The organism is Ruegeria sp. AD11(2025), assembly GCF_056542405.1.
On sequence record NZ_JBQFZU010000019.1, the window covers coordinates 50,509 to 73,040 of the forward strand.

The 22,532-nt window shown below is 56.0% G+C and carries 14 protein-coding genes and 1 pseudogene; 7 read left to right on the plus strand and 8 right to left on the minus strand.

Annotated features, from left to right (window positions below):
* Positions 1 to 7: 7 nt before the first annotated feature.
* Entirely contained in the window at positions 8 to 1,324 is a 1,317-nt protein-coding gene (locus ACR1XY_RS17095; RefSeq protein ID WP_480594855.1) for an HlyD family type I secretion periplasmic adaptor subunit, read from the minus strand.
* Positions 1,314 to 3,044, minus strand: coding sequence for a type I secretion system permease/ATPase (locus ACR1XY_RS17100; protein WP_480594856.1), 1,731 nt, complete (start codon positions 3,042 to 3,044; stop codon positions 1,314 to 1,316). The genes ACR1XY_RS17095 and ACR1XY_RS17100 overlap by 11 nt, the downstream gene beginning before the upstream one ends.
* A gap of 615 nt (positions 3,045 to 3,659) precedes the next feature.
* Between ACR1XY_RS17100 and ACR1XY_RS17105 the strand changes: the two genes are divergently transcribed.
* Together ACR1XY_RS17105 and ACR1XY_RS17110 are read left to right on the plus strand one after the other, a co-directional pair.
* Positions 3,660 to 4,994: an SWIM zinc finger family protein gene (locus ACR1XY_RS17105; RefSeq protein WP_480594858.1), complete on the plus strand. Its 1,335-nt coding sequence runs from the start codon at positions 3,660 to 3,662 to the stop codon at positions 4,992 to 4,994.
* Positions 4,991 to 7,696, plus strand: a complete 2,706-nt coding sequence (locus tag ACR1XY_RS17110; RefSeq protein ID WP_480594860.1) for a DUF6493 family protein — start codon at positions 4,991 to 4,993, stop codon at positions 7,694 to 7,696. The genes ACR1XY_RS17105 and ACR1XY_RS17110 overlap by 4 nt, the downstream gene beginning before the upstream one ends.
* A gap of 169 nt (positions 7,697 to 7,865) precedes the next feature.
* On the opposite strand, the pseudogene ACR1XY_RS17115 reads toward ACR1XY_RS17110, so the two are convergent.
* Positions 7,866 to 7,997: pseudogene (locus ACR1XY_RS17115) on the minus strand (IS6 family transposase); the annotation flags it as partial.
* A 155-nt stretch (positions 7,998 to 8,152) separates the two neighbouring features.
* Here ACR1XY_RS17115 and ACR1XY_RS17120 point away from each other — a divergent pair.
* Positions 8,153 to 8,917 (plus strand): PP2C family protein-serine/threonine phosphatase, encoded by a 765-nt coding sequence (locus ACR1XY_RS17120; RefSeq protein ID WP_480594862.1) that lies wholly within the window; start codon positions 8,153 to 8,155, stop codon positions 8,915 to 8,917.
* 203 nt (positions 8,918 to 9,120) lie between these two features.
* On the opposite strand, the gene ACR1XY_RS17125 is transcribed toward ACR1XY_RS17120, so the two are convergent.
* From ACR1XY_RS17125 to ACR1XY_RS17145, 5 genes are all read right to left on the minus strand, one after another.
* The gene (locus ACR1XY_RS17125) at positions 9,121 to 13,539 is read right to left on the minus strand and encodes a WD40 repeat domain-containing serine/threonine protein kinase (RefSeq protein WP_480594865.1); all 4,419 of its coding nucleotides are present in this window, start codon (positions 13,537 to 13,539) and stop codon (positions 9,121 to 9,123) included.
* Positions 13,540 to 13,554: 15 nt separating this feature from the next.
* On the minus strand, positions 13,555 to 14,016 hold the full coding sequence (locus ACR1XY_RS17130; protein ID WP_480594866.1) for a hypothetical protein: 462 nt from the start codon (positions 14,014 to 14,016) through the stop codon (positions 13,555 to 13,557).
* Between the two features lie 112 nt (positions 14,017 to 14,128).
* Positions 14,129 to 15,019 carry an FHA domain-containing protein gene (locus tag ACR1XY_RS17135; protein WP_480594868.1) on the minus strand — a complete coding sequence of 297 codons (891 nt, stop codon included), beginning with the start codon at positions 15,017 to 15,019 and terminating at the stop codon, positions 14,129 to 14,131.
* A gap of 388 nt (positions 15,020 to 15,407) precedes the next feature.
* Positions 15,408 to 16,502: a mandelate racemase/muconate lactonizing enzyme family protein gene (locus tag ACR1XY_RS17140; RefSeq protein WP_480594870.1), complete on the minus strand. Its 1,095-nt coding sequence runs from the start codon at positions 16,500 to 16,502 to the stop codon at positions 15,408 to 15,410.
* Between the two features lie 108 nt (positions 16,503 to 16,610).
* Complete coding sequence (locus tag ACR1XY_RS17145) at positions 16,611 to 17,528, minus strand: LysR substrate-binding domain-containing protein (protein WP_480594872.1); 918 nt, start codon at positions 17,526 to 17,528, stop codon at positions 16,611 to 16,613.
* 177 nt (positions 17,529 to 17,705) lie between these two features.
* On the opposite strand from ACR1XY_RS17145, the gene ACR1XY_RS17150 reads away from it, so the two are divergent.
* The 4 genes from ACR1XY_RS17150 (at position 17,706) to ACR1XY_RS17165 (ending at position 22,528) form a co-directional block, all read left to right on the plus strand.
* Positions 17,706 to 18,605 carry an alcohol dehydrogenase catalytic domain-containing protein gene (locus ACR1XY_RS17150; protein WP_480594874.1) on the plus strand — a complete coding sequence of 300 codons (900 nt, stop codon included), beginning with the start codon at positions 17,706 to 17,708 and terminating at the stop codon, positions 18,603 to 18,605.
* Positions 18,521 to 18,745 carry a zinc-binding dehydrogenase gene (locus ACR1XY_RS17155; protein ID WP_480594917.1) on the plus strand — a complete coding sequence of 75 codons (225 nt, stop codon included), beginning with the start codon at positions 18,521 to 18,523 and terminating at the stop codon, positions 18,743 to 18,745. The genes ACR1XY_RS17150 and ACR1XY_RS17155 overlap by 85 nt, the downstream gene beginning before the upstream one ends.
* Before the next feature lie 1,270 nt (positions 18,746 to 20,015).
* The gene (locus ACR1XY_RS17160) at positions 20,016 to 21,221 is read left to right on the plus strand and encodes a YcaO-like family protein (RefSeq protein WP_480594876.1); all 1,206 of its coding nucleotides are present in this window, start codon (positions 20,016 to 20,018) and stop codon (positions 21,219 to 21,221) included.
* Complete coding sequence (locus ACR1XY_RS17165; protein WP_480594878.1) at positions 21,218 to 22,528, plus strand: TfuA-like protein; 1,311 nt, start codon at positions 21,218 to 21,220, stop codon at positions 22,526 to 22,528. The genes ACR1XY_RS17160 and ACR1XY_RS17165 overlap by 4 nt, the downstream gene beginning before the upstream one ends.
* Positions 22,529 to 22,532 lie beyond the last annotated feature (4 nt).

A 22,532-nucleotide genomic window follows, 5' to 3' on the forward strand; every position in this document is an offset into this window, starting at 1 on the left:
GTCGCCGTTATTCGCGGAAAGCCCTGTTGAAATAGTCGGCCAAAGGTTTGATCAAATAAGACAGGGGGCTTCTTTCGTCAGTTTTGATCATGGTTTCCACCGGCATCCCGGGCAACAAAGCTTGACCGTTCAGACGTTCGACTTCGCTGTCTTCCGGAGCAACTTCCGCACGGTAATAGGTCTGGCCGGTGTTTTCATCAGTGAAGGTATCTGCCGAAACAGTGATAACCTGCCCTTCAATTTCGGGTGTTTCACGTTGGTTGAATGCAGGAAAGCGCAAGGACACGGGTTGGCCAACATATAGCTGATCTACATGGATTGCATCCACGCGTGCAGCGACAAGCAGCGGTGTGTCCTGAGGAACTACATACATCATCGGTTCTGCAGGCTGTATCACCGACTGCAGCGCAAAAACCTGACTGCCATAGACCGTCCCGGAGACAGGTGCGCGGATATCCAGACGCGACAGCCGTACATCCAGTGACAGGCGACGCTCAGCCAATTCCAATATCTGTGTCTGAACGTCCCGCAATTCCGTGATGGCCTCTTCGCGACGCGTGGCGGCCAATTCCACAATTTCGATCTCTGTTGCAGCAATTTGCCCTGCCAAGCGCGCAACTGTAGCCTCCAACCGACCAATCTCGCCGGTCAGGCTGGCCTCTTCGCGCTGCAGGGCGGAAACCCGGCTTGCCTGCGTCAGGCCACGATTCAGCAGGCTTTTTTGATCGTCCAGTTCCTCTTGTATGAGTTCAACCTGACGACGCAGAGAGACAAGTTGCGCCTCTGTGCCTTCGATCTCTGTTTCGATCTGATCCCGCTGTTTGCCCAATTGCTGAGTTTGTTGCGTCAGGGTCTCCAGCCGGGCTTCGAACAAGCTCCGCTGACCTGCGATCAGGTCTTCATCTATATTTTCCTGCTCTTGAACAATCGCCAACTGGGTTGCCAGCTCCTCGGCACCTGCTCCGTCGCGTTCGGCCTCCAAACGGGCCCGCCGCGCCATCAGCTCAAACAGTTGAGATTCAACGATGGTCTTTTCCGAGGACAAAAACGTATCGTCAAGACGGACCAGCATGTCTCCGTCGGAGACCACATCTCCGTCGCGGACAAAAATCTCTCCGACAACACCGCCATCAGGGTGTTCAACGACCTGCCGGTTGCTTTGTACCTCAATACTCCCCTGCGAGATGATGGCTCCGGCCAGACGGGTTTGAACAGCCCAGACGCCCAGCCCGCCGACAAGAATGATCAGCGCCGCAAAACCAACGAAAGCCGGTACGGTGATCCGCCACACCGGGCGCGTATCTCGAGACACCTTATCCTGCATCTTTCTTCACCTGATTGAGGCCTCGTTTGATCGCACCGGCATTTTGTACCATTGCAGCCAGCACCTCGTCTCGGCTGCCGGTTTTCACTACCTGTCCGTTTTCGACAACCGCCAGATCATCACATTCCGAAATCGCCTGTGGGCGGTGTGTCATGATGATGGTGGATTTGCCAGCCTCCTTCAGCTCTCGAACAGCAGCATTCAGCGCCTCGGTTCCGTCAGCATCCAGAGCCGAATTCGGCTCGTCCAGGATCAACATGACCGGGTCCCCGTACAAGGCACGCGCCAGCGCGATCCGTTGCTTTTGGCCACCGGACAACTGGCTGTCATTGCCTTCCAGAAACGTGTCATACCCCTTGCTGAGCTTCAAGATCAGCTCATGCGCCTTGGCCTTTTTTGCCGCAGCCACAACGGCCTCGGGATTCGGGTTTTCCGACATGCGGGCGATGTTTTCTGCCACCGTTCCGTTAAACAGGGTCACTGCCTGAGGCAGGTAACCGATATGTTGGCCCAGATCAGTGGGATCGTATTGATCCAGCGTCGCACCGCCCAGTCGGATTTCCCCAGTCGCCGGTTGCCACAGGCCCAACAGGGCCTTGGCCAGCGTCGATTTACCCGACCCGCTTTTGCCGATGACGCCAAGCGCCCGGCCGGGTTCAAGCTGCAGCGTCACGTTTCGCAGGGTCGGTTTGTCCGCACCCGGCGGGATGACCGTCAAACCCTTGGCGGTCAGACGAGCCTCGGGCACGGGCAATTTGGTGCGTGGCTTTTCGGGCGGGGTTGCGTCCAGAAATCGGTTTAGCGAGGACCAGGCCGTTCGCGCGCGCTCGACCATACCCCATTGGCCCACGGCTTGTTCGACCGGCGCTAACGCACGGCCCAGCAGGATCGACCCGGCGATCATAGCGCCCGGCGTCAGTTCGTTGCGCAGTACCAGCCAGGCACCAAGCGCCAGCATCGCCGATTGCAGGAATAATCGCAGGGACTTGGTCAGCGAGGTAAAGCTGCCGGTCCAGTCGCTGGCAGCGATGGTCTGGCGCAGGGCACTTGTCCGCTGGCGTTGCCAACGTTGGGTGATGTCCTCTTGCATGCCTTGCGATCTCACCACCTCGGCGGCTTGTCTGGCATGTTCCGAAAAGGCATTGGCTTGCGCCGAGGCCTGTTGTGCCGAGGCCACCTTGTGGCGCGTCAGACCCTGGTTCAGCAACGCAATCACGATCAGCAGGGAACCGCCGACAACGGCCAGCCAGCCCAGCAGCGGGTGGAACAGGAAGATCGCTGCCAGAAACACCGGGGTCCACGGGATATCCATCACCGCCAGCAAAACGGGAGAGGAACACAGGTTTTGAATCGATTCCAAATCACGCAGCGCTGTTGCCGGGGCTGAACGTGCCTGCGGGTACAGCGACCGGCGCATGGTTGCATCGAACACACGTTCGTCCAATTGCGACTGGAAGCGGGCGCCAAACCTAGCAACGATTCTGCCGCGGGCGTAATCCAGCATTGCCATGAGCGCGTATAGCAGTGCCACCAGCAAGAACAGCGCCGTCAGCGTTTCAACCGCGCGCGATCCCAGCACCCGGTCATAGACCTGCAACATGAACAAAGGCCCGGTCAGCATCAGGATGTTGACAAATATGCTGAACAGAAACGCCAGCGCCAGAAATGTCATGCCCTGATTGCGCACTTTTCGCAGCTCGTGGCGAGGTGGCATCATCATGCGATTTTCAATATTCACGTACGGGGCCTTTGGTAACTGTTACTCTACAGGGCTAGTGCATTTGCGATGGGCCGCATCTTAAATCTATAGCGCGGTGCTGAAAATGCGAGAGTTAGCGGATCGGCGGAAAGCTACTTGCTGTAAAGCCAACGACCGCCCGGTGGGTGTATTGACGCTAATATGGTTCCCAAACTGGTCTCAATTACGGTGTCGAAAAGGATCGAACCAATCGAGATTCTACCCAGTCATTCAGGTGAAACAGGTAATATCTGGTTGCCACATTGGCAACCGTGATCGGAATCGCCCGCAAATTGGGGCAGGGGACGAATTCGAATCCCGCGCTTTTCGGTTTCCGCATCAACCTCGGCCTGGTGCAGGCGTGAAGTAATGGCCAGCAATTCGGGCCCGGCATGAAAGGATCTGAGTTCCGATTTCAACATAGGCTCAGAAAAAGTATTGCCCAGTTGAAAACAGTTGAGCTTCCAAATGCCCGAAGATCACAGCCCGCAGGCCAGACGGAAAAGGGTCTCATTGTTGACATCTTTACCCCGTCAATCTGTTTCCTAGATCATTATAAAGTCATGGTTCATTGAGCCAGATTTCAGGAATGCCGGAATGACCGGAGTTGACAACGTTTACCGCTATACAGGCCGCTCGACACTGGTCGGGCAGGATCGAGACCGGTCATTGTTTCTTGTTGCGGATCAGACTGGTGTCGATGAACCGCATACTTTTCTGAAGGCTTTTGCGAAAGAACCCGACGTGACAGCCAGAGCGTTGCGTGCGGTTTCTGAAATCGTGGGGTCAAGGTTTTACGTCCCGCCATCCATGTTGTCACGGATATTGCGCGAAGCCGATCCCGTTGCGACCGTTGGCCCGACAACAGTTCGGTTCGAAGGTTTCTCAGCCTGTTGTAGCGCCTACATCCGTCTGGATATTGATGAAGACGCTCTTGAGGTCGAACACCGCGGCAAAGGAACCACAAACGTGGATTTCGGGGCCGAATTGCGGGCGCTGTTGGCTCAGACCCGACCGGAAAGTCGTCTGGAGATTGCAATCAGAGCCCGTGCGGTTGGACTGGCGCATGAACGCGCCAACGTCACCGAGCGCAAGGTCCCACTGCCCTTGCGGTGGATCAAGGGTTTTGGCGAAGTGCAGGGGCACCTGTCGGGAATGGAGAAAGCGTTCTCGTTGCCCTCCGTATCGGCCCGGCGGTTTCTCCGCAGCTTGCCGCGCTCGAAGTCGGATCACCGGATCTGGATCGCCGCCTCAGGTTCGAGGGTCAGAACCACGACCCGTCAGGCACCCGGCAGCGTGCCGTTGCGTGGAGGTCATCGACTAAGGGTGTTCGAAACGTTAGTTGGCAGGGCCGCCGCTCTTCATGTCTATGGCAATCACGCGTTGCAAAGCTCGGCCTGGATGCTCGATTTCGGATCGCAGCGGTTGACCCTGGTACTAAATGCCGAACCTTGGCGCGGGTTTTCCGGCGATGGCCGGCTTCTGTCAGATCTGGTGCGGAATGAAGCGAATATTGCCGCCCTACGGGCGCAGTTTAACTGGCAGGACAGTTTGAACCTGTCTTCTTTGGCCCACAGCAGCGGACTGTCTCATGATCGGGTCAACACGGCTATGTCGCGTCTGGCGGCCTTGGGTCTTGTGGGGTTTGACCTTGCCCATTCCACTTGGTTTCACAGAGTTCTTCCGTTCGACATGGACCGGATCGAGGCAATGAACCCCCGCCTGAAAGCAGCTCGGGAACTGGTGGATGCCCGGGCGGTCACACTTGATCAGGACGGTGCAGAGGTGATCAGCGACGCGGCATTTCATCGAGTGCGTTTTTGCGATAGCGCGCCGAGTTGCACGTGCCCATGGTATGCCAGAAACAAAAACACACGCGGCCCCTGCAAGCACATTCTGGCCGCGGAACTGGAAATGGAGCGCTTGCAGTGACCGAAGCAGAATTCGTGAAACTGATTTCAACCAAGCGGGTGCGTCACGTGCTGAAGACACTTTGTGGTATCCCTGAAGCCGACCGTCGCGCCTTTGCTCCGATCGCGCTTAAAACGCAGAAAGCGTATGAAAAAGCGTATTGGGATGCCCAGTTCAGCGGTAAAAAACAGGCTCTGAATTTGGCCAAGGACAGCGATGCGCTTGGAGTCGCGATTCTGGCGACAGCGCGCCCATCCGAATATAGATGCGGAGATTGGCGTATCCTGCCGCGTTCGATCCCTCTGACGGATGTATTCGGCGCCCTTGACCTCAGTTGGATGGACGATTGGGCGCTGGCGGCGGTTGAAGACAACCCCCGCCTGATCGAAGTGGTCCATGCGCTTTATGCACAAGGGCAGTGCAGCATCCCGCAGACGGACGCCTACATACTGGGTTACTATGCGCACCAAGCGGCCATTCCCGGCCCTGCGCGTAAGCAGTTTCTGACGCATGACGTCTGGCGGTTTTTCGAGGTTGAAGGAGGCGGTGACCTTAGCCTTTCCGCACATGACAAATACTGCGGGCCGGGGGTATCTTGGTCAGATTTCCTGATCGGCCTGTGCGACGACGGCACATTGGACCGAGACCGGCTGTTGGACGCCTCACTGGATGCGCTTGAACGGGATTTCGGGCAGTTTCGGGCCGGATGGTACTCGCGGTTTCACACCAGCCTTTGCCCTACGGACACAGAGGTTTTGCACCGGACCACGCGGTATCTGGACTTGCTTGGCAGCTCTGCGCCTCCGACTATGGCCTTTGCGTTGAAGGTGTTGAAAAGGATCGACAAACTGAGCGGGATTGATCCTGTCGCGCTGTTGGCTTCGATCGAACCCGCATTACAAGGCCGCCAGAAATCCAGTGCCGTCTTGGCGTTGCAATTGCTGAAAAGCTGCGCCAAGTGCCATCCCGACAGGGCAACTGACGTGGCTCTGATGGCGGTATCAGCCCTGATTTCCGAAGCCGGAGATGTGCAGGCAAAGGCTTTGGACCTGATCGAATCCTTGGGTCAGCACTCTGAACCAGAGGTTCAGGAAAAACTGCGCGATTACATGGACTTTGCCGCGCCGACAGTTCAGGGAAGGCTTGCAAAGATTTTGGGGGGCGGCAAACCAACCCCTCTGCCTGATGCCGATGATCTGGTGGCAAAGCTCGAGGTCCTTCGTCCGGTCGCCTCGGCCGAAGAAGCCGTGGCGGCGTTTCTTGAGCTATTGGAAGACGGTCGCGACCCGTTTTTGACAGAACGCGCATTTGACGGTTTGGCCCGTTTCGGGGCGGCAGCTCATCCCTTGTTGTCCCCTCTGGCGAAGCGGGCAAATCAATTAAGAAACCGCATGGTGCAAGATGTGTTTAGCGGGGTAGGGAACTTCGAAAAACCAATCGTGGCTACCGCGCTGGCATGGGCCAACGGGACGGATTTTGAGGCTGAACTGCAGCCATTCCTTACGCCTCGGTATTCCGGGCACACGCCGCTTGGGATTGAACGCAACAGCTTTGAGGGGATGTTTGCGGCCCGGGCGCAAGAGGTGCTTGCTCTTGTGCGGAAGGGGCACGCGGCACCCATGCTGTCGGCGCCCGGTGACAACCGCGGGTATCTGGCGGCGGGACAGTTGATCGAACGGCTGGCAGAATACCGAAAGATCGGCGCCCGACCGGGTGACACTGATTTCAAACTGGCGCTTATGCGTTTGGCGCCCGAAGGGCGTGAAACGGCCTTGAACGACGTGCAGCAGCTATCTGAACCGGAAAGGGCACTTGCTTTTGCGTTGGGGGCTGACTTGCCACCAGAAGTGGACAAACAGCTATGGGCGATTGCGTGGTCGTCGACCCTGCCGCTGCGTGCCGATCCACGCATAGAGTCCCTCATTGGCGGACCAATACCGGGTGTGGGTCACCCGGCACGGTTTGAGTTCTTCGCAGATATTCGGCGGATAGAACAATATAGTTGGCCGAGGCCCAAAATCCGGATCACCCCGCCAATTCCCGATAATTTCGATGCTGCATTGGGTTTTGCCCTGCCTGCAAAATCTGAGCACATTTTTTTGAGCGATCCGGGCAGCAGTTGGATGATGCACCCGAACTCCTGGGTGGGATTGATCCGACCAGCGCATACCGAGTTGTTCTTTGCCACCGGCATTTTCGAACTGGAACTGGACCAGAAGCTGACCAATCATCATTGCCTGATGTTCCTGGATCCGCTGTTCCGCCCCGATCCCAAGCCCGGAGTGATGGCACACGCCATGCTCTCCTGGTATCTTGCCAGTGCCGATGAGGGTGTCGGATCAACAACAATTGATGCAATGGCCACATTGATGGCTCAGCAGTTGTTTGACCCAAGCGCGTTTGCATCAGCCGCGCATTCCCTTGTGTTTCACGCGAACCTGCCGCTGCGACGGTGGACCAAGCGATTGACCCAATTGGCCGGAATTTCCAACACCCATGCGCGGGTGGTGAAAACTGCGTTGGCGGGCATGATGGTCGACCTGCCGGCAGTGCTTCCGCGTGATCTGGGCAGCATTCTGGAACTGCTATACGAGCTTTGCGTGGCATTTGATGAACCGGCGGGGTCGTCGGACGTTCAGTCAGCTTTGCAAGCAGTCAAGGCCGGTGGAAAAACGGGGAAGTTCGCGCGCAAACTAGCGGTCTTCGGTCAAACCGTGAATTGAGTTCAACACCGGATACGTCAGAATATCGGGGCGTGGTCCACGTCAGTGGTGCCTTAATGGTGTTCCAAGCTTTCCAGATCGTGACTCACGCGGGCACAAACTGTGCCATCACTGTCAGAGTATGCGGTGGGTAGCTGATCGTTTCAGGCAAGAGGCGTCAATTGCCCGCTACTCCGCGTTCCGCAAGCAGATCTTCAATATCGGCGGTACTGAGCGCGAAGCGATAGCAGTCCCAAACAGCATAGGCGATGATCTTAGGCGAAAAACGTAGACCTTTCAGGCGCGGTATTTTGGGCGGTATTGTAATGCATGATGCATGACCTGTGCAGAACGCCCAAACAAGCTGGCAATCACGTTTTCAGTTATACGTTTAAATACAATTGGGCTTATCATTGCCGTCTAATCATGGTCGCATTTCTCGAAAGCCGCAAAACAGTATATTGAATTGACACAATCATGAAAATTTTAGGATCGGCCCTTACAAACACCGGACGCGCTCGTCCCTCCAATCAAGACTGCATCTTGGCGGGATCTTGGAAAGAGCAGCGTTCAATGGCCGAGCCCTATAGGTTTGAGTTTTCTGAGCCCACCGGCCAACTGGCTCTGATAGCTGATGGTTTAGGAGGTCATCGCGCTGGAGAGTACGCGAGTGAAATGGCCGTAAACGCATTTCTTTCACGTACATCGGGACTAACGAGTCCCTACGAACTTGTTGAATTCTTAAGAAATACAAATCGGAATTTATACGATCTGGCAGCTGAAAACTCACTTTTTGAGGGGATGGGTACGACCGTAGCCGGCGTGGTTTGTTTCTCCGACAAACTGATCTGGTTCAATGTGGGGGACAGTAAAGTCTTTCGTTTTCGCAATAAGATTTTGCACCAGTTAAGTGTGGATGACCTCGTCTCGGAGGCATCCCTTTCGAGCTTGAAAAAACCTGCGTTGTCTCAATCCCTCGGGGGGACACCAAGTTTCCATGATATTGATCCCCATACAGGTATCGAGCCAGTAAGCGAGGGTTCGAAATACTTGATTTGCAGCGACGGACTGACGGATGTAGTTCCGATTCCGTTCATTGAGCAGGTTTTGTCTCATTCAAACGGAACAGCCGTGAAGCGACTGCTCGAAGCTACGCTTGCGAAGGGAGCGCCAGACAATGTTTCCATCATTGTGATGTCAGTTGAAACCAGTGCGATTCAAGAACACAAGCGCTCCTCATGACAGTTCAGGCAGATACTGAAATTTGCCGGGAACGAAATGGGCTCCAGCGCCAATTTCGACAACGAGCGGAGAAATTTGGATGCTCTTGATAGGTATCTTCCAGCCCATAGAAGTAAGAAACTTGGTCCTCTGCCGCGAAAATAAGGAAACAAGACGGGCTGAACTCTCCGATCCTCAAAGGCTTTTGCAGTTGTGACTCCTGATTACTCACGGAAGGTATCACAACTGGTTTCTGGCTTTTGACTGCCTAAAAATTGAATTCGTCTTTCTCTGTCAAAAGTAGGGTCGCCCAATGCACAGGCAATTTCCAAACTCAATCTGTCCCAAACGCGGGTCACACCCTCTTCATTTGTGGTCGCAAAGGAATGACCATCTGGCGCCAGTGCAATTCTCCAACTTGGGGCTGCGTGCACTTTCTGAACAGGCATGAGACGTCGGTTCACCGCCGTGTCCCACCAATGCAAATCTCCTGATCTGTCGACTGCAACCAAGGTCGCGCCATCTGCCAAAAAGGCAATATCCGTCGCGCCGCCTTTGTGCCCGCCATACGACGCCAGTTCGTCGCCGCTTGCCAAATCCCAGACTTTTACCACTTCGTCGCTTGACGCCGATGCAACTTTTGAATTGTCAGTCGAAAACGCAACACTCCAGAGCGTGTTATCGTCCGCGTCTATCACGTTTTCCAACTCATTACGTGTAATACTCCAGATATAGACCTTTCCGTTGGCGGAAGCTGCCGCAAGCCTGGCATCGTCCGAAGAAATGGTTACTCGGTTTATGGCCGTTTCGGGCAACCCAATCGTTTCGACTATACTTGTGTCTGCAGCATCAATTCTATGAACCCCATTCCCCGCGGCGGCAAAAAACAACGATGAGGCGGTAGGCGCAATGTTCCAGACCGGCGCCTGACCCAAGCTGAATTCTTCTATAAGCTGCAAGGAAATTGGGTCCCAAATCCGGATAGTGCCATCCCGATCACCCGTGACAAGGTGTCGGCCATCTTGCGAAAACGCTACGGCCCAAACCTGATTTCGATGCCCCCTTAACAACATGGGTTTCATGGTGGAGCCTACATCCCAAATCCACACATTGCCTTCGCCATCGCCTACGGCAATCTTCTTTCCATCAGGGCTATACGCAATGCCAAGAGCCTTTTTCCCACCTTCAAAGGTCAAGGTATTGTCGCTGCTTGTTTCGTAAGCGACCTGCCAAATACGGACCTGTTGGTCCCTACCAAGTGTCGCCAGAATGGGAACCTGCGTGGCAGTTTTAATATCTACGATGCTCTGGCTGTGCGCTTGCACTTCGTCCCCAATAGGCAACAAGTTGGCATCTTCCAATATGAGCGTTCCGTTTACCGTGGCGCCCACAAGAACGTTTTTTGGGCCGGAAAACGCTGCAGCTACAACCGCATCAGCGTGGGTAAAACGATCAACGATTGGACCACCTGATGGAAATCCGATCGTCGTGACCTTTCCATTCGTATGGGAGACGACAAAAAGACTGCCGTCGCTGCTGAATGAAAGGTGGTCAGGATCGGGACCCAGCGGACCACCGGGTATCGGCGGAAAGGCCGGACGTGCATCTATGTCCACCCATCCGTAGATGGACCCGTCGACATTTCCGGCGACCAAACCTTCCAACACCGGGGAAAAAGCGACTCGTTTGAAACCGAGTTGCTGTTCCGCAAGGGGTGGACCTATTTGCATCCCGGTCGAAACGTCCCAAAGGCGTACCGTACCGTCTCCGGTGGCAGAGGCTGCGCGTCTGCTAATTGAATCGAAGGCTACGCCGAACGCGACATCGTCACCGGAAAACAGGGTTGTGACCGGACCAATTCGAGAAGGACCAACATCCCACAAACGGACCTCTCCGTCGGTTGCAGCCGACAAGAGGAGGCTTCCGTTCGGTGAGAAGGCCAGATCTCGAATCCCCCCCGAATGTCCTACCAATTCAGCCAAAACACCTTCATCCGAATTGGTGCTGTGGATCACAATTCGTCCATCTCTTAATCCGACGGCCACCCGTTGTCCTGCGGCATCAAGGTCCATGGTTTGAGCGTCTCCGACCGTAAGTGGGCTACCCAACGGAATAAGGCCTGGTTCGCTCAGTTTCTGGCGAGCCAATAGCATTGCAGACCGCGCATCAGAGGTGGAACTGGCCGAGTTGGCTCGGGCGATGGCTTCTGCACTTAAGGAAAGAGCGAGCAGTGGGTCTGACTGAGATAGGCCATTTGCGGCCGCTCCGAGCGCGCGCGCGAACCGCTCATTGGCTTCTGCTGTCGCGGCAACTGCAATCTTGCGATTGGTTTCAGCAAGGTTGGATGCACGAATTGCCAGAATTGAAGCACCCGTCGCCCCAATGGTCAGTACAGCCAGCGCACCAGCTGCAATCTGAAAGTAGAGACGCCGCCGCCGTTTGCGCCGATTAGATGCCTTCAGAGCTGCCTCGCGCGCCTCACGCGCCTGGCCGAGGAACTCTCGTTCAAGCTTTCCCAACTCGTTTTCGTTGTCAACCGACCACTCTTCCGCAGCCAACAGCCTTGTTCCGCGATATAACAAGTCAGGTTCGCGGCTATCCTGTTCCCACTCTGCAGCGTCATGCTGAATACGTTGGCGCATTCGCAGATCGTCTCGGCTATCCTCGATCCAGGAATTCAATCTTGGCCAAGTGCGGAGAAGGGCCTCATGCGCGATTTGAACGGTGTCTTCATCCACCGTCAAAAGGCGTGCGTCTGTCAGGGCTTCAACAACCTTCCGGGCTGTGTCCGGTGCAACGTCTTGTTCAACCTCGTCTATCGGAAGCAACCTGCGCGTATCCGGCGTACCCTCGCCGGGTGTTACCAATCGCAAAAACAATCGCTGCGTGGCCTTTTGCTGGTCCTCATCAAAACTGTTCGAAAACAGTGTTTCGGCTGTTTGGCTAATCGCACCCGCCACGCCTCCTGCCTCTCTGTAGCCGTCCAGAGACATGGTTGCACCCTTGCGTCGGATGTAGGTTTCATAAAGCGAATGCGCCACTAGAGGTAACGAGCCAGCCTCTTTGCCTGCTTCATCGACAATTGCGTCTATCAGAGACCTGTCCATATGCAGCCCGGCTGCACGTGAAGGCTCACTGATTGCTCGGCGTAGTTCCGCACGGGTCATCGGCCCCACCAACAGTTGGTTTTCCGATATCCGGTCAGCAAGCCAAGGTATTTCTGCACATGAAGCGTAAAAGTCGGCGCGAATGGTGATCACAGTTCGAACGCGGCTATCTGCAGGGTCGGTCATTGCAGACAAAGCTTCTAAGAACTTCATTCTGCGCTCTTGTGTGACCAGGGTAAAAAGCTCTTCGAACTGATCTATGCAAATGAGCAGTTCGCCTTCGTTGGCCGTCGCGAGGCGACGCGCTGCGCTGGGAAAAGCGATAAAATCGTTAAGTGATATCTGAGCGGTAAGATGTGAATTGTCCCCGATGAGTTGGAAATACAAATCCGTCATTGGGTCCCGGCCGGGTGTGAAAACACAAACACGCCAGTTTTCGCTTCCGTGTATTGCATTTGCTGCCAAGGCAGGGAGCAATCCGGCACGAAGTACCGATGATTTCCCACTTCCCGATGAGCCGCCCAATACCAGCATTCGGCCTTGTTGAAGCCTGTTGACAAGCTCTTCGACCAGATCTTCCCTACCAAAAAAATACCTTGCGTCTTCGGACTGAAAGGCTGCCAGTCCTTTGTAGGGACATTCAGCCTGACTCTCTGAAATCTGCGTAACGGCCTCGGAAGCGGCTTCTCGTCTATCCCGGTCCAAGGCATCATTCATTGCATCCCGCCAGGACACCATCTGCTGAAATCGCGCTTCAGGGTCCAGCGCCATTCCATGCCCGATGCAGTCGCGCCACATCTCTGGCAACTCCGGCAAGTTCTCTGAGATACGGTGAAACGGTGGCGGCGCCCGACCTGTCAAAACGTGCCACATGAGCGCCGTCGCCGAGTAAACGTCGGTCATTGGGGTAACAGGTTGTCCGCTTTCGACCTGTTCCGGCGCTTGATAGAGCGGTGTTCCGGCCATCATAGTTGCCCCAGTCACGTCAATCGCCATGTCCTTCGCGATTCCCAAGTCAGCCAGAAAAACTCTTTCGTCTGGCTCAACAAGCGCACTAAAAGTGTTTGCGATGTCAGGGCCCTTCGGGCGTTTGATGCGTTGCAAAAGCACGTTTGCCGGTTTGACATCGCGATGCACAACGTTTGCTTCGTGAACGGCCGTTAAGCCATCGGCCAGCGCGTCAATCAAGATGCCCACGCCGTCACGTTGAGCCAACAACGCTGGCTCCAGACGTTTCAGGCGTTCCGCCAAAGTCCCCCGATCTGCATAGTCCATGACAAAGTAAGGCCGCCCGTCCTCCAGCCGCCCCACGTCATGAACGGACACAACGCGTGGAGATCGAATGCGCCTCAGCAACCGCGCTTCCTCTAGGAAGTGTGTAATGACCTTTTCATTGCTGGCTAGATTTGCATGAAGAATCTTGAGCGTGACAGGGACTTCCAGTTCTTCGTCCCTTGCCAAAACGACAGCTGCAAAACCGCCGCTGGCAATTTCCCTTTCTACGGCATAACGGCCTATAAAAGCGGGGAAACTCATGGCTCATCCCTTACCTCAGAGATGCTCCTGCACGTCCACGCAATGATACTTGGTCGCGTCCAGAATGTTGTGATCCCTGTCAGCCGCAGTAACGCACATGGTTGTGGCCCCATCTCGTGCCGACGTTGAGGCAGCTTCCTTGGTCACATAAGCGGGGTAATCGTCGTGTCGGTGCCATCGGCCTTGCTCGACATTAAACTCGCTTTGAGCATTCCTACCGACTTGTTCGACAGCATAACTTTCCCCCCACCAAGCGTGTAGGTGGTTCTTGGAGACGTCCGGTTCAAAGTTTGCTTCGTAGGTGATTGTAAGTTCGTCACCGTTTTTTTCGACCGAAACGATACGGACTTCGCAGCCATCCACCGGGCAGGCGTTAGGCATATCTGATTGTGCCGAAACTTCCACAGCGGACAGAAATGCGGTCGCTCCTAGGATCAAACCACTGCGACACAATAGGTTTAAATGAATAAGCTGCATGCTTCCCTCCTGAGCTTGTTGAAATCAGCGCTGCAAGATGATCCTAGCACGAAATGAATATATCTTTCTGAGACTTTCGCCACAGAACTCAGAAGACTGACTTTGGAAATGGCTATCGACGCACGACTTCGAATTCGAGAGGTCGGGCATCGGCATGTTGAGTGGGAAGAGATAGCGAAATCAAACCACCGCCAGCAAGCATGACCGCTTCTCGTTTTAGTTGAATTTCTCTTTCATTTTCGAACTTTACGTACGTGCCAGAAGAACTCCGATCTGTTAGCATGAGTTTGCCATTTTTCATGTTCAGCACAGCGTGTAATCGCGAGACCCACGGCTGTGTCATAACTACGTCGCATTGTTTGGATCTGCCGATTTTAATTTCACCACCCTCTCTGCAACGCCATGAGCGGTCGTTTTGATAGAGAATAAGGGCAAAATTATTCCCCTGGGCTTCTTGATTGTTGCCGCGATCAATCAGACCCGGCGGGTGCACAACCGTACTCAGCCCGTCTGTGGGTGCTCGCATTGAATAAGCCCTTACTGGATCGCTCACTCCTTTCAAGTGAAGGGGTCCAATCGGGGTGAGCAACTGCTTGATGTCTGGGCTCAGATAACTGGCGACGCTCTCACTGACGCAAGCCTCGCCTGGGTTCGCGGCCGCGGCTAGTCTGGCTGTTAGATTAACAGTTTCACCAAAAATACCATTCTCAGCGAAAACGATTGGACCATGATGTACTCCTGCATGAACGGACAACAAAGTGCCGTGTGGCTTGTCAATCATATCCAATGCCGACTTAACCGCAGCATCCTGATCAAGAAAATAGCATAAGACGTCGTCGCCCTTTTGCCCTACAGGAACGCCACCAAAGGAAATTGCAGATTCTCTCAGGCGGTCAATCTCGAACTGTATCAGCTTCTGTGCCTGATCGTCTCCCATTGCTTCATAGAACGGAGTGCTATCCGAGATATCTGCAATTATCGTGGTGGCGAGTTTTGATTCCACAGTGATCTTCGCTGTTTAGTTCGTCGAAACACCATGCCATTCGGCATTAAATTCCTAGACTAGGGTAAGGTAGCGAAACTAAGAAAATCAACCTGACTGTAACAGTGGCCACTGGCTGCAAATCAGTTTCAGTCAAGAGTGTCGCGACGGGTCATGTCGGATCACCTTAATAGTAATGATCAGCCCCACCTGAGTGGTCCAATTTGATTGTTAGTGCATGACAGGCCTTTGGTCCATCTGGATGATGGATTCGGGAGCCGGAGGGCGGTAGCCCAGAGCACTATGCGGTCGTTGCTATTTCTAGCTTCGTGTGTTCGTGGCACCGAATTACTGTAAACGCGGCGTCACAGTCGTCGCTGCCTAGCGCAAGAATGGGCCATCCTTAGCTCTAAACATAAACGGCGATGGGCTCTCCGATCGCATTGAGCAAGGGGGTCGTGCCAAGGCCCGGCAAATCCGAGACTCTGACGCGACCATTTTCGACCACCGCCGCGTTTGAAACCGTCTCTTTCAACAGCCCCTTTGCATTGATTGCGGATCGGATGGCGCGGTTGGGCGTGGAATGCGCCATATGCGCGACGACCGAGCAAGCCAATTCGCTGTAGGAACTATCTTGGATTTCCATTGGCACACGCAGCGCAATGCACAGATCGCGGATCAGGCGCATCTTGGAGATACCGCCAACCCGAGCCAGTTTGAGGTTCAGCCCATCCAGCACGCCATCCTCTTTCGCACGCAGAACGACGCCGATGTCGAGGGCAGATTCGTCTAGTATCAGCGGAACGCCGGTGGTCCGGCGCACTTCCTTGCATTCCTCGTAGGTGGCGCAGGGTTGTTCGAAATAAACATCGATATCACCCATGGCTTTGGCAACTCGGATCGCCTCATCCACGCGCCAGCCGCCGTTGCCGTCATATTTGAGCGACTCGCCTGGGCGCATCCGCTCTTTCATCCAGCGCAGATACTCGATGTCATGGGCCACATCGCCGCTGGTCTTGCCCGACAATTGCTGCGTGCCGTGGCGACGATGCCGTTCAATCGCTTCTTCCAGCTCCGGCCCCGGATCGGGTGGTATCGAGCCGACTACCTCAGGCGCTTCCGTCAGCATTCCTCCCAAAAGCATATAGAGCGGTGCATTCAGCGATCGCCCCAAAATATCCCAACAGGCCACGTCAAGCGCGGTTTTGACAAATGGCTGGCCGGTCATCTCAAAATCCATAACCTCGTTGATTGCGCCCACCATTCGGGGGTCCTTGCCGATCAGATGCGGGGCCAGTTCCTCGAGGCCTGCGCGTACCCCGCGTGCCCAGGCCGGGACAAAATTCGCGCCCCAGGGGACAGAGTCGCCCCAACCTTCAATCCCGGCGTCGGTTTCGATCCGAACCAGAGTGATGTCAAAATTGGACATCACCCGATCGTGGGAAATAGTGGCAGGTTTTATCGGTACATCGACCTGATAGACGGAGATTTGGGTGATTTTCATGAAGAACCGAGCCTCGCTTAACGGATAGGGCCGAGGTCAGGCTCGCCGCATAGATTCCGGTGGTCAAAGCATTTCTCGTAGGGGCTTTGCCTCAGTTTTAGTCATAGCTCAGAGCGGCGATGGGGCTCTGAATTTCGAGATGATCCAGTCCCGGACGAGGCACCCATCCGGCGACAATTGCCGTTGTGACGGGACGATCAGGTAAAAGCTGAACTCGGTCTGCATCGGGATGTCGCAAGCAACAGTCAGCCAGCCGCGCGCGAACTGCTCACCCAAAAGCGGCTTCAGGCCGAGCGCGATCCCGGCCCCTTCAAAAGCCGCCTTGTTCAGCAACGTATAGGCATTCAGTCGCATGGCAGGGGTGGGCATTGCGCGCGTCACACCCGCTGCACGGAACCACGCAGGCCAGCTGACCCAATCCATGGTCGCGTCACCCAAGTGCAGCAGCGGCTGATCAAGCAGGTCCGCCGCATCCACGAACGGGGCCCGCCCATCCAGAAACCCCGGGCTGCAGACAGGAACCGCTTCGCCCGTGCGCAGAAAGGTCTTATCCACGCCAGCCCAACGCCCATGGCCGAATTGAATACCAATATCAAACGTATCCTGGGCCGTCGATAGATCTGCATCAGAGGCCAGAACCTGAATCGAGATATCGGGAAAACGGACCTTCAACTCTGGCAAAAGAGGCATCAACCAATAGATCGAGATGGCCTCTGTCGCCGCCACTGTCACCTGACGGTCCTGTGGTGGCAAAACAAGATCGGTTGTCGCATCTGCCAAATGATCAAGGGCGACTGTCACCGCATGATGGTAGCGCCGCCCGTCATCGGTCAGCGCCACAGAGCAATGCCCACGCCGAAACAGCGTCACTCCGAGGGAGATCTCCAACTCCCGCACCTGACGGCTGACAGCGCCTTGCGTTACGCAAAGCTCATCGGCGGCACGGGTAAAGCTGAGCCATCTACCCGCCGCCTCAAATGACAGTAAAGCGTTTAGGTTGGGCAGTTTGGATTTCAGGTTTGGCATGACGAAAACTCTGTCTTTTGCAGACATAATCCTCGTTTGAGGCGGTTTTGCTAGTCTGTAACCTCGTTGAGGTTAGAAACGCATTGCTCAGCCGCCAGAAGAGGACACCAATCCCATGAGTGAAACACCCCAGCAACTATGACCGCCGAGTAACTTGTCGGCCATGGCGGCATCGACATGTTGTATTACCGCGAAGATGTGCCCACTCCGACACCCGGTCCGGGGGAGGAGCTGATCCAGACGTCCGCAGCAGGCGTGAACAACACCGATATCAACACGCGGATCGGCTGGTACTCCAAGAAAGTGACGGAAGAGACCAATACAGGCGGGGGCGAAGGGTTTGACGAGGTCGATGACCAGGAAGCGAGCTGGTCCGGCACACCGCTGACATTCCCTCGGATACAAGGCGCCGATGTGTGTGGCCGGATCGTCGCCGCGGGCGAAAGTGTGGATAGCGCGCGCATCGGCGAGCGCGTTCTCGTGCGCAACATGCTGCGCAGCTGTTTGGATTACCGACCCTATGAATGCTGGAGCATCGGATCAGAATGCGACGACGGTTTTGCGCAGTTTACCCTGGCCCCGGCCCGCGAGGGCCACAAGGTGAGCTGTGACTGGTCCGATGCCGAACTCGCCTCGATTCCATGCGCCTATTCCAGTGCCGAAAACATGCTGCACCGTGCGCATGTGGGCGCGGAAAAGGTCCTGATCACGGGCGCTTCCGGCGGGGTCGGATCCGCTGCGGTGCAACCGGCCAAGCGGCGCGGGGCATATGTGGCCGCGCTGGCTTCAGCCAGCAAGGCGGATGACGTCCTTGCCCTGGGTGCTGACCGCGTGATCGACCGCAACGCGGACCTGGTTGCGGAACTGGACAAAGCTGCGATGGACGTGGTCGTCGATCTTGTGGCGGGCGATCAATGGCCGAGCTTCCTAGACGTGTTGCGGCGCGGGGGCGCTACGCCACCGCAGGTGCCATCGCGGGCCCCATCTCGGAGATTGACGTTCGCCCCCTTTATCTCAAGGACCTCACCCTGTTCGGATGCACCTTTCAGGAAGACGAGGTTTTCGAGAACCTGGTGACCTATATCGAAAGAGGCGAAATCCGCCCAGTAGTCGCCAAAACCTATCCGTTGTCCGATATCGCGATGGCTCAGGAAGACTTCCTGTCCAAGAAACATACAGGAAAGCTTGTTCTTATACCGCCAGCAGTGGGCAGGTGAATCTGCTATTGTGAAGCCGCAAAGCGGGTGCTGCGCCTGCAAAAAGATGCTGCGTCAACGAAATTCAAAAATCCAAGGTCGGCTAAGTCCCGCGAACTGTGAGTTCAAATGGCTTGCGATTCTGGACCGCAGCGAACGGCTGTTTCGACGGGCCGCATCGCAGCGATACTTGGGCCGGACCAATTGCTGCTCAAGGCCGAGTGCTGGGGCAGGGTATTCTGCTGATCAACCAGGCCCTAGTAAGACACACTGCGCCGGTTTCCAGATTGCGAAGAGGCTCATTGGCATTCTGTTTAACGTCGACTTGACGCACTTGAACCGTCGAAACACTCCAAAAGGGCAAAAATCCTAAGGTGTTGAATTCAATGGGAAGCGAGTCTCAATAATTCGGTCCCAGTATTTTCGTACTCCGACAGGTCTGAGAACGCTCAGTCGCTTTGGGTGTAATCAAGGTTATGTAAAAATGCTATCAGCCGAGATCGGAGTGCCTCGAGCCAGATACTGTCTGCCTCAGCAGGCCTTGCCATTATATATGTTCAAGTTGCCGTCGACATCACGTTCAAGGAGCTTAGAACACGACAAGCAGCCAAGCGGGCGCCACTGGCTGCATGGTGGACAGGATGGGCAACAATGCAGATTGGGAGGTCGTTCAATGCTCCAAGATCAGCGTGACATTTACTCGGCGTTGGCCTGACGGACATGTGAGGTTCGGTGGAGGTTTGCGCGTGTCGGCCGGATACCGCATTTCAAATCCGTCGTTGCGATTGGAGATCGAGGCGCTTTCGAACAGCGCCACGGTCCGCAGTTTTCCCCGCACTGTTACTTCAATCTGAACGGTGGTGGAGACAAAACCGTTCGACCATAATTGCCGCATCTCAGACCAACGGGTTTCAGGAAAGCCTGCGGCGATATTGGATTCGTGCCGGGGAGTCGATTGGCGCTTTCTTCGACCGAACCGGTCTTGCAAGCTTATTCCAGAACGCACCTGAATCACATGGATCGTTCAGCTTTGTCTGACCCACCCTATACGGCCCACTCAGGTTTGGCACTCGAGCCGCAAGGTTGGCCGGACACGTCAAACAATCCGCCTCATCTCAGTGTGATCCAGCAAGCCTGGGAGCGGTATCGGCAAATATCCCACATCGGCTTCAGCCAAACGGCGCACCACAATGGTTGACCGAAAGGGCTCGATCCAGCATCCTGCGGCGTAACAGACTGGCCCGGCGCGGTTATTTTTCATTGCGGTCACTTTTTCAGCAAGGTCCGAAACATGCCCGATGCATCGCAGAAGCAATATGTGCTGGACACGCATCGGCTGCGCGACCCCGAGCAGACCTTGCATATCGTCAAGCCGTTTCTGAAAAGCATGGGCATCACCCGAATTGCGAACCTGACCGGGCTGGATCGGATCGGATTACCTACGGTGATGGTTGCCCGGCCGAATTCCCGCTCTGTTGCGGTGTCGCTGGGCAAGGGACTGTCGTTGCGGGCGGCCGAGGCCTCGGGCGTGATGGAAGCGATCGAGTCCTGGCACGCTGAACGGGTTCAGCTACCGCAACGTCTGGCTAGGTATTCCGAATTGGCCGAGGAAACCGCAGTGGTCGACGTGACCGGCCTGCCGCGAGTGACCGGAGGGCACTTTGACCCGCATCGGAACATGCTGTGGGTTCAGGGGCACGATCTGGCCGGGGATGAACCGTGCTGGGTTCCGCTCGAGATGGTCGATACCGACTATACCAGCGCGCCGGTTGGCGGTCAGGCCGCCTTTCCCCGCACAACCAATGGGCTGGCCTCGGGCAACAACCTGACTGAGGCCAGCTGCCACGCCATATGCGAACTGATCGAGCGGGATGCCACAACCCTGTGGCATCACCAACAGGGAACACCGCGTCTTGATCCGGACAGCGTTGATGATCCGCGTTGTTGCCAAGCCATCAAGATGATCACCGACGCGGGGCTAGAGGTCGGGCTGTGGGACACGACCTCGGACGTCGGCATCGCCAGTTTCCGCTGCGTGATCTGCGAAGGTGGCGGGCAACCCGGTCATATTGGCATCGGTGATGGATGCCATCCGGATCGTGCCATCGCCTTGCTCCGAGCCCTGACCGAAGCGGCGCAGACGCGGCTGACCTATATCTCAGGTGCGCGGGATGATCTGGACCCCGAGGAATTCACCAATCAGGCCAAAACGGAACGTGGCCAGTATGTGCGCGATTTGATCGATGGTACTGCGGCGGATCAGAGTTTTTGCGACTGTCCGACTCATGTAACCAACTCCTTTGACGAGGATCTGGGCCTGTTATTGCAGCGGCTCTCTGCTGTTGGTGCCGCGCAGGTTGTGACGGTTGATCTGTCGCGGCCGGAATATGATATATCGGTGGTCCGGGCCGTCATTCCCGGGCTTGAGGCACCGCATGACGAACCGGATTACATCCCCGGTCCCCGGGCGCTGCGCATCAGGGACGGCCTGACATGACTGCGGTGATTTTTGTCGGTCCGACCCTTGCGCCAGAGGCGGTCTTGAAGTGTTTGGATGCTACAATCCTGCCCCCCGTCCGGCAGGGTGACGTATACCGCGTTGTGCGTGAAAATCCGGCTGCCATCGGTATCATCGACGGGTTTTTCGAAGGCGTGCCCTCGGTCTGGCACAAGGAAATCCTGTGGGCGATCGAACAGGGCATTCCGGTTTTCGGCAGCGCCAGCATGGGCGCTTTGCGCGCGGCAGAGCTGGCTGATTTCGGAATGATCGGTGTTGGGCGCATTTACGAGGATTACTGTAACGGCACGCTGCAGGACGATGACGAGGTTGCGGTTCTGCACAGTCCGGCCGAGCTGGGCTTCCAACCGCTGAGCGAACCGATGGTGTCAATTCGCGCGACTGTGGCACAGGCCCGGACCGTCGGGGTATTGCCGCCGGATACGGCCTCTGAGGTGCTGCGCTGCGCCAAGGCGATGCACTACCGTCATCGCATCTGGCCGGACATTCTCGGCACGCTTGGAAACCTGCCGGGTATTAGCGAATTCGCGGACTGGTTGCCGAAGGGTCGCATCGACGCCAAGGCCCAGGATGCGTTTGCCATGCTTACACGTATGTCGGAACATCAGGCCGGAGCCCCCCTGCCCCCGTCAGACATTGCACGAACCGAGCCCACCTTGATGTGGAAGGCGTTGCGCGCAAGAGTTGATTCCGGAGATCATGCCGCCGACCGTAGTGTGATCGACGAATTACGGCTTCAGCCCGAGCTTTACGCAAAGGTGCGGGAGCGTGCAATTCTGGCCCTGTTATCGCGCGAGGAGGCCTTGAGGCAGGATCGCCCCCCCGAACGCGCGGAGTTGGTTCGGCAAATGGAGGCCCACCGGGCCACTGTCGGCCTGTCACGAAGATCCGACCTGATGGCGTGGATTGCCGCGAATGATCTGAGCCCCGAGGGCTATGAAACGATGCTGGCGGATGCTGCCCGGATTGAAGCCGCCGCTGCGTCACGGGCGGGCCATCTTGACGAACACATGCTGTCGGAGCTGCGCCGCTCGGATCAGTATGCCGAGTTGCGGAACAGGGCTGCCAACAAGGCGGAACAGGCTCTTCCGACGGGCCGGTCCGGTGTGGACAGGTTGCGAGTGCTTTTGTGGTATTTTGAATCTCGTCTTGACCAGCCGGTGCCCGATGACCTTGACTCTTATGCAGTGGCGCTCGGTCTGGACGGGCGGGATGCGTTTTATGAGATGATAGAAGCCGAGTTTTTGTATTGCCACAGGGGTGCCGACACCGGAGCCGCAGAATAAGAGG

Coding starts and splice junctions, on each gene's coding strand:
- ACR1XY_RS17095 (WP_480594855.1), bottom strand. CDS start 1,324: ATGCAGGATAAGGTGTCTCGAGATACGCGCCCGGTGTGGCGGATCACC.
- ACR1XY_RS17100 (WP_480594856.1), bottom strand. CDS start 3,044: ATGATGATGCCACCTCGCCACGAGCTGCGAAAAGTGCGCAATCAGGGC.
- ACR1XY_RS17105 (WP_480594858.1), top strand. CDS start 3,660: ATGACCGGAGTTGACAACGTTTACCGCTATACAGGCCGCTCGACACTG.
- ACR1XY_RS17120 (WP_480594862.1), top strand. CDS start 8,153: ATGAAAATTTTAGGATCGGCCCTTACAAACACCGGACGCGCTCGTCCC.
- ACR1XY_RS17125 (WP_480594865.1), bottom strand. CDS start 13,539: ATGAGTTTCCCCGCTTTTATAGGCCGTTATGCCGTAGAAAGGGAAATT.
- ACR1XY_RS17130 (WP_480594866.1), bottom strand. CDS start 14,016: ATGCAGCTTATTCATTTAAACCTATTGTGTCGCAGTGGTTTGATCCTA.
- ACR1XY_RS17140 (WP_480594870.1), bottom strand. CDS start 16,502: ATGAAAATCACCCAAATCTCCGTCTATCAGGTCGATGTACCGATAAAA.
- ACR1XY_RS17145 (WP_480594872.1), bottom strand. CDS start 17,528: ATGCCAAACCTGAAATCCAAACTGCCCAACCTAAACGCTTTACTGTCA.
- ACR1XY_RS17150 (WP_480594874.1), top strand. CDS start 17,706: ATGTTGTATTACCGCGAAGATGTGCCCACTCCGACACCCGGTCCGGGG.
- ACR1XY_RS17160 (WP_480594876.1), top strand. CDS start 20,016: ATGCCCGATGCATCGCAGAAGCAATATGTGCTGGACACGCATCGGCTG.
- ACR1XY_RS17165 (WP_480594878.1), top strand. CDS start 21,218: ATGACTGCGGTGATTTTTGTCGGTCCGACCCTTGCGCCAGAGGCGGTC.